Source organism: Bartonella sp. AS69XJJH (assembly GCF_042195585.1).
In the GTDB taxonomy this organism is placed as follows: domain Bacteria; phylum Pseudomonadota; class Alphaproteobacteria; order Rhizobiales; family Rhizobiaceae; genus Bartonella.
Genome location: NZ_JBHIOO010000034.1, coordinates 1 through 6,285 on the forward strand (window position 1 = coordinate 1; position 6,285 = coordinate 6,285).

Below are 6,285 nucleotides of genomic sequence, written 5' to 3' on the forward strand. Positions count from 1 at the left end.
AAATCGGTTGTTTCTAAATCTTCAAAATCAATTTCTTTTTTTAATAAAACGTTAGTTTTATTTTTTTTATATATATTCTTATTCTGGTTCTTTATAGCTTGATTTTGCTTAGCGTTTGCTTCAGCAAAAAAAACGTTTTGCTTGTCATTTGCTTCAGCAAAAAAAACATTTTGCTTGTCATTTGCTTCAGCAAAATTATTAACGTGTTGTTTTATATTACTTTTTGCTTGTGCACCTTTTCTACCAGCTTCACTACGAATTTGTGATATATGATCCTTTTTATCAGCAAAATCTTTTAGCTCTTCTTCAACGCGCGCATTCCACAACCCACCATCTATCTCAATAAGTTTATTATCTCTTATTAAATATTCGACAATCGTTGCAAATTTTTTTTGCGAGCAATTGCAAGCGCGTGCAAGCGTTTCAAAATCTGTTTTAATTGGTGCTTTTTTGTCATACATGCGAACAAGAAGTGTTATATAAACGCCCCGTTGCTCCAATGTCATTCCATCTGTACCACTAATCCAGTCATACAAATGAAATCTGATCCACGGCATACCATTTGACATACCCCAATTCCCTTTCTTTAACTAAATATAAAATTGCTAAAGCATCTGCTTCGTTATCATCTTTCGGATTGTGCCCTTTTGCACGCACCGCCTTAATCATCTCTTCTTTCGACGCATTCCCCTTGCCTGTCGTCGCTTTCTTAATCGTACTTACTGGTATCCCCTCATACGGTATCTGATGCTGTTCACACCACGCCGTTAACGTTGCTAACAAACCTCCGTAAACATGCGCTGCATCTGTACCTTTATGACGCCTCACCTCTTCAAAATACACCGCGTCAATTTGACCTGCTGTCTGCTTTATTTCTGATAGCCATTGTTTAAAACGCAAGTAACGCATTCCACCGCCTTCAAAACGGCGCGATTGAAAATTCACGGTACCACTGAATATGTCACCACTTGCACCACGTATCGCCCACCCCGTCTTCGTACCTAGATCAAAACAAAGAATCGTGTTAATCACAGCGCCACTCCATACAAAATGTGTTTTATAGAAGTGTTTTTTTCCGAAAATGAAGGAAAGAAGGGTGTAAGAAGTATGCAAATAGATAAAGATGTTATAGCTATAATTATTAGTATCTTTTCCCTAATACTATCGTTGTTTTTAAGATACGTAGATCTCAAAAAAGCAGAAAAGACTCGAAGAGAAGATTTATGCAATGTAGAAAAACAGTTTAACCATCTAGAAGAGCAAAATAAATCATTGCAAAAGCAAGCCACATCATCAGAAAAACATGTCAATTTTTTACTAAAAACAAAAGAAGAACTGGACTTAGGACCACCGCTACAGTTCAATGTACATAGTCCTACTCCAGACAAACATGATCCTAATAAATTTAGTGTCATATTATACATTAAAAATCCTACAGAAAGAATGATTAAAATAAATCACATATGGATAGAGAAAAAATGCCAATTCGAATTTGATAAAATAGTTTATAGCAACGGTACATTTATTAGCGGAAATGGCCAAATAACTATCAACCCCACATCTCCGAAACATATAGACCTAATAAAACTCGAAACAGAACAAACCTTACAAAATGGTCTTAATTCCTTTAATAATATAATCGGTGGACAAGAAATTAAATTAGAATTTTTCATTTGTTCCTCAAAATTGAATAAATCAGATACTCCGCTTTTTATTATGGAACATACTTCCTCAAGTAATCCTCAAAAAACAATTAAAGCTTCTTTTTGGACCTATTTCTTATCCCCTCATTCTTCCTAAGTTTATCCTCTAGATCCCATATTATTCTTTTTTGTTTAATTATCTCATCCCTAAGCTCTCCTGCCTGTTTAAAATAGTGATAAACCTCATAAAGCAAATATAGATTGGTAGTTATAGAAAGAACTGTTGCTACTAAACTCATCTTTCTCTCCTCACTTACCCTTCTTCTTACTCTTCTTATTCTTATGAGGCGGCGCTTTTACTGCTTCATCACGCGGTTTAAGCTCTTGTGTTAGTCTTTGAATTTCCGTATCACGTGATTGCACATCTTCTTTTAGTGCCTTTATCTTTTCACTTTTCCGTTCAAACTCTTCTCGATACGCATCTATCTTTTGCTTAAGGTCTTCAATTTCCGTATCACGTGATTGAACATCTGCTTTTAGTGTCATTACAACTTCACTTACATTTCTGAACGCCTTTTCATGCTCTTCAGTCTGTTGCTTAAATTTTTTTATTAGCTTGTCACGTTCTTTAATTTCCTCGTCACGTTCTTTCATTTCCTCGTAACGCTCTTTAATCTCTTGCTTCAGTGCTTCAATTAGCTTGTCACGTTCTTCAAGATCCGCATCACATTCATCAATTGTCTGCTTGGTTTCCTTTAAATACCTAAACTCCTTCTCTCTCATTTCTTTCTTAAGATTATTAACCTGCTCTTTAAGTGCTTTAACTTGGTCGCGATAATGCAATGCAATACGAAACATCACTCCGCTTAAGAGCAAAACTGAAACCACTGCTATCCATAAAATCTCATTCGAACTCATCTTCATCTCCTTAATGCTGCAAAGTCTCACCCGCGCTATCAACGCTGGAACTTTTGCAAATTTTCGTAATTGGGGGGTGTTGCTCTTGCATTAATCTCTGCAAGCGCTCCGGATAAAAAAAATCTTCTGGACGTAAATCTATCCCATGCTCACGGGCGTAATCTAAAATTTTTTGCTGGTGTTTTGCTGGTATGTCACGCCATCTATAAACAGATGACACATCTCTTTGCACTATGGTTGCTACAGTTTTGAAACCACCTAAATATTTTATAATTAATCTCGAAGGCATATGTAATCTCCATAACAGCGCAATAAATAATTGCGTTTTATGCACAAGTCAACGAAATTATGCTTTTTTATCATTTTTGCACATTTGCATAAAAATATATTTTCAAGGATTATACGAACCATGGAACAAGATATTCAGTCCAAACTTAAGCTATGGATTAAAGAGCGCCTTAACGAACGAGGACACGGCGCACAAACATTACTAGCATCACATTTAGAACTACACCCATCAGCAGTGAATCGCATGCTTAATACCTATCAAAATGGTAAAACGCGAGATATAACCATTGATGAACTAGTAAAGATTTCTGAATTTTTTAACGAACCTCCCCCCAGTTTTTACAAAGAAGTAGACTTAGATTTTATGAAAATATGTGCATCACTTGATCCAGTTGACAAAGAAGCGGTGCTTGATTTTCTTGAATTATTAAAAAAATTAAAAACAAAATAAGTAATAATTAACTGCTCTTTTTCATTGAATAATGAAAAAACAGATTCTATTTTTTTATCTATATCGCTCATAAACATCTCCCAAATTGTGGATAGCGCATAATTTAATTATATATTTTAAGATTTATTTTTGCGTTTTATGCAAAATTTTAATTGACTTGTGCATAAAATACAATTATCACTGCACCATACCCCGAAAAAAAAAACCTATGTCAAGGCGTTTTTTTCAAAATGTATTTAAATATTTTGGTATGGAGGCATTTGTGAAAAAACCAGTGTTTATAAATTCTGATGAAATTCTCTTAGTGATGTGCGAAAATGAAGAGCAAAATCTCGCTAAATATGGAACTTTCTTCGAAGAAAAGGACATTATCAAATTTATCGACCAAGCCGATAATGCTGTCCAAATCTTGCGCGTAGAACCAACGACTAATCGTTGTGAAGATATCTCTGAAGATGTTGCCGAATTCTATCTTAAAGAATGTGAAGAGCAGTGTTTCAACGGAAACATTCCGCACGACTTTGTTACGCATAGCTCAGCATACGGTTTTTTTTTAGATGATATAAAACAGCGCGAATATGATGATGCAATGTATGGTTCTTACGAAAAACAACACCGTTTGCGTCCTTGTGATGTGCTTTAAAATCTAAAGGCGTTTTTAAAAGACGCCACCTTTTCAAAAAATTCACCACACAATGCAATGCCGTTCTTTTGCAAGAACGACAAAGGCAGAGTCTAACTTAAAGGAGTAAAACCATGGAAAAAAAATACGAACTGACAGATGAAACAATTGAGTTTGATGGAAAAACCCTTCACCGTATTCGCGCGTTGAGAGACTTTGGAAACGTCAAGCAAGGTGATTTAGGAGGCTATATCGAGAAAGAAGACAACCTAAGTCATAAAGGTAATTGCTGGGTGTATGATAATGCCAAGGTGCTTGAAAGTGCTACCATTTTTCGTAATGCCAAGATTTTTGGTGATGCACATGTTCTTGGCAATGCCAAGGTTTTTGGTAGTGCGAGTGTTTATGGCAATGCTTGTGTTTATGAGAATGCAGAAGTTTATGGCAATGCACAAATCTATGAGGATGTAAAGGTTTCTGATAATGCCCATGTTTGTGGCAATGCCCATGTTTTTGACAATGCCCATGTTTATGGCAATGCTAAGGTTTATAGTAATGCCCATGTTTATGGCAATGCACATGTTTATGGCAATGCTAGGGTTTATAGTAATGCCCATGTTTATGGCAATACCCATGTTTATGGCAATGCACATGTTCTTAGCAATGCGCATATTTATGGCAATGCAAAGATTTATGATAATGAATGTGTATTTTGGAACTACTGGATTGATGACGATAGAAGAATCTCAACTGGAGAAAAGACCAGATGAAAAAATACGAACTTACTGATGAAACAATTGAGTTTGATGGCAGAACTCTCCACCGCATACGTTCATTGAGAGATTTGGGGGACGTCAAGCAAGGTGATCTTGGCGGCTTTATAGCAAAAGAAGACAACCTATCGCATCATGGTAATTGCTGGATTGGGGGTTATGCCAAGGTTTATGATGATGCTAAGGTTTACGAAAATGCACAAGTTTACGGTTATGCACATGTTTACGACAATTCTCGTATTTATGGCAAAGCAGAAGTTTTCGATGAACCATGCATTTACGGTCATGCAGAAGTTTACGGTGATGCATATATTTACGATAGGGCGCGTGTTTACGGCAATGCGCAAGTTTACGGTGATGCGCATGTTTATGGTCATGCAAAAATTTACGGTGATGCATGTGTATGTTGGAACGACTGGATTAATGGCGATAAAAGAATCTCAACTGGAGAAAAGACCAGATGAAAAAATACGAATTTACTGATGAAACAATTGAAGTTGATGGCAAAACTCTTCACCGCATTCGTGCATTGAGAGACTTTGGTGGTATTAAAGCAGGCGACCTAGGCGGTTTTATAGAGCATGAAGGCAACTTATCCCATGAGGGCAATTGTTGGATTTGGTATAAGGCTTGTGTTTTTGGAGATGCACGTGTTTATGGCAATGCACTTGTTTTCGATGAAGCAAAAGTTTCCGATAATGCACATGTTTACGAGAGCGCACACGTTTTCGATGAAGCGCGCGTTTACGGTCGTGCAGAAATTTATGGAGAAGCAAAAGTTTACGGTGATGCAGAAGTTTACGGTCGTGCAGAGGTTTACGATTGTGCCCGCGTTTTCGATAAAGCACATGTTTACGGTCGTGCAGAGGTTTACAATTGTGCACGCGTTTACGATGAAGCAAAAGTTTCCGATAATGCACATGTTTACGGTTATGCATACGTTTCCGATAAGGCAGAAGTTTATGGCAATGCAAAAATTAAAGACGGATATGTGAACGATAGTGCAAAGATTTATGGTGATGCTAAAATTTATGACCATGCACACGTTTACGGTAAGGCATGCGTTTCCCATAATGCAGAGGTTTACGGTTATGCCAAGGTTTTTGGTAATGCCTTGGTTTTTGGCAATGCACATGTTCATGGGCGTGCAAAAGTTTACGATGATGCACGCGTTTACGATGAAGCACGTGTTTACGATAAGGCAGAAATTTACGGAGAAGCAAAAGTTTACGGTGATGCAAAAGTTTACGGTAGGGCACACGTTGATGACTATAACGCCATATCAACTGGAGAAAAGACCAGATGAAAAAATACGAACTGACTGATGAAACAATTGAAATTGGGCGCAAAACTCTCCACCGCATTCGTGCACTGAGAGACTTTGGAAGAGTCAAGAAAGGTGACCTAGGCGGCTTTATAGAAGGTGAGAGCAACTTAAGTCATGAAGGAGACTGTTGGGTTTATAATGATGCCATGGTTTATAGCGGTGCAAAAGTTTACAACAATGCCAAGGTATTTGATGGCGCCTGTATTAGTGGAAATGCTTCAGTTTATTCTGATGCACAAGTTTACAGTCGTGCTGTTGTTTAC

Annotated in this window: 10 protein-coding genes and 1 pseudogene; 7 read left to right on the forward strand and 4 right to left on the reverse strand. The window is 37.2% G+C overall.

Features of this window, described 5'->3' with window-relative positions; genetic code table 11:
- Positions 1-569: YdaU family protein (locus tag ACFIK6_RS08710; protein ID WP_375642683.1), on the reverse strand; the 569-nt coding region annotated here is incomplete at its 3' end.
- Positions 529-1,032 carry a crossover junction endodeoxyribonuclease RuvC gene (locus tag ACFIK6_RS08715; protein ID WP_375677553.1) on the reverse strand — a complete coding sequence of 168 codons (504 nt, stop codon included), beginning with the start codon at positions 1,030-1,032 and terminating at the stop codon, positions 529-531. The genes ACFIK6_RS08710 and ACFIK6_RS08715, both read right to left, overlap by 41 nt.
- Positions 1,033-1,107: 75 nt before the next feature.
- Here ACFIK6_RS08715 and ACFIK6_RS08720 point away from each other — a divergent pair, with 75 nt between their 5' ends.
- Positions 1,108-1,800, forward strand: a complete 693-nt coding sequence (locus ACFIK6_RS08720; protein WP_273791729.1) for a hypothetical protein — start codon at positions 1,108-1,110, stop codon at positions 1,798-1,800.
- A 152-nt stretch (positions 1,801-1,952) separates the two neighbouring features.
- Here ACFIK6_RS08720 and ACFIK6_RS08725 read toward each other — a convergent pair whose 3' ends face one another.
- Positions 1,953-2,561, reverse strand: a complete 609-nt coding sequence (locus ACFIK6_RS08725; protein ID WP_375677554.1) for a hypothetical protein — start codon at positions 2,559-2,561, stop codon at positions 1,953-1,955.
- Positions 2,562-2,571: 10 nt separating this feature from the next.
- Positions 2,572-2,850 (reverse strand): hypothetical protein, encoded by a 279-nt coding sequence (locus ACFIK6_RS08730; protein ID WP_375642655.1) that lies wholly within the window; start codon positions 2,848-2,850, stop codon positions 2,572-2,574.
- Between the two features lie 120 nt (positions 2,851-2,970).
- Between ACFIK6_RS08730 and ACFIK6_RS08735 the strand changes: the two genes are divergently transcribed.
- From ACFIK6_RS08735 to ACFIK6_RS08760, 6 genes and pseudogenes are all read left to right on the forward strand, one after another.
- Entirely contained in the window at positions 2,971-3,300 is a 330-nt protein-coding gene (locus ACFIK6_RS08735; protein ID WP_208439714.1) for a helix-turn-helix transcriptional regulator, read from the forward strand.
- 262 nt (positions 3,301-3,562) lie between these two features.
- Entirely contained in the window at positions 3,563-3,943 is a 381-nt protein-coding gene (locus tag ACFIK6_RS08740; RefSeq protein WP_375657251.1) for a hypothetical protein, read from the forward strand.
- A gap of 113 nt (positions 3,944-4,056) precedes the next feature.
- Positions 4,057-4,692, forward strand: a complete 636-nt coding sequence (locus tag ACFIK6_RS08745) for a hypothetical protein (protein WP_375677555.1) — start codon at positions 4,057-4,059, stop codon at positions 4,690-4,692.
- Positions 4,689-5,159 carry a hypothetical protein gene (locus ACFIK6_RS08750; protein WP_375677556.1) on the forward strand — a complete coding sequence of 157 codons (471 nt, stop codon included), beginning with the start codon at positions 4,689-4,691 and terminating at the stop codon, positions 5,157-5,159. The genes ACFIK6_RS08745 and ACFIK6_RS08750 overlap by 4 nt, the downstream gene beginning before the upstream one ends.
- Positions 5,156-6,001: a hypothetical protein gene (locus ACFIK6_RS08755; protein ID WP_375657248.1), complete on the forward strand. Its 846-nt coding sequence runs from the start codon at positions 5,156-5,158 to the stop codon at positions 5,999-6,001. The genes ACFIK6_RS08750 and ACFIK6_RS08755 overlap by 4 nt, the downstream gene beginning before the upstream one ends.
- Positions 5,998-6,285 (forward strand): annotated as a pseudogene (locus ACFIK6_RS08760) (hypothetical protein); the annotation flags it as partial. The gene ACFIK6_RS08755 and the pseudogene ACFIK6_RS08760, both read left to right, overlap by 4 nt.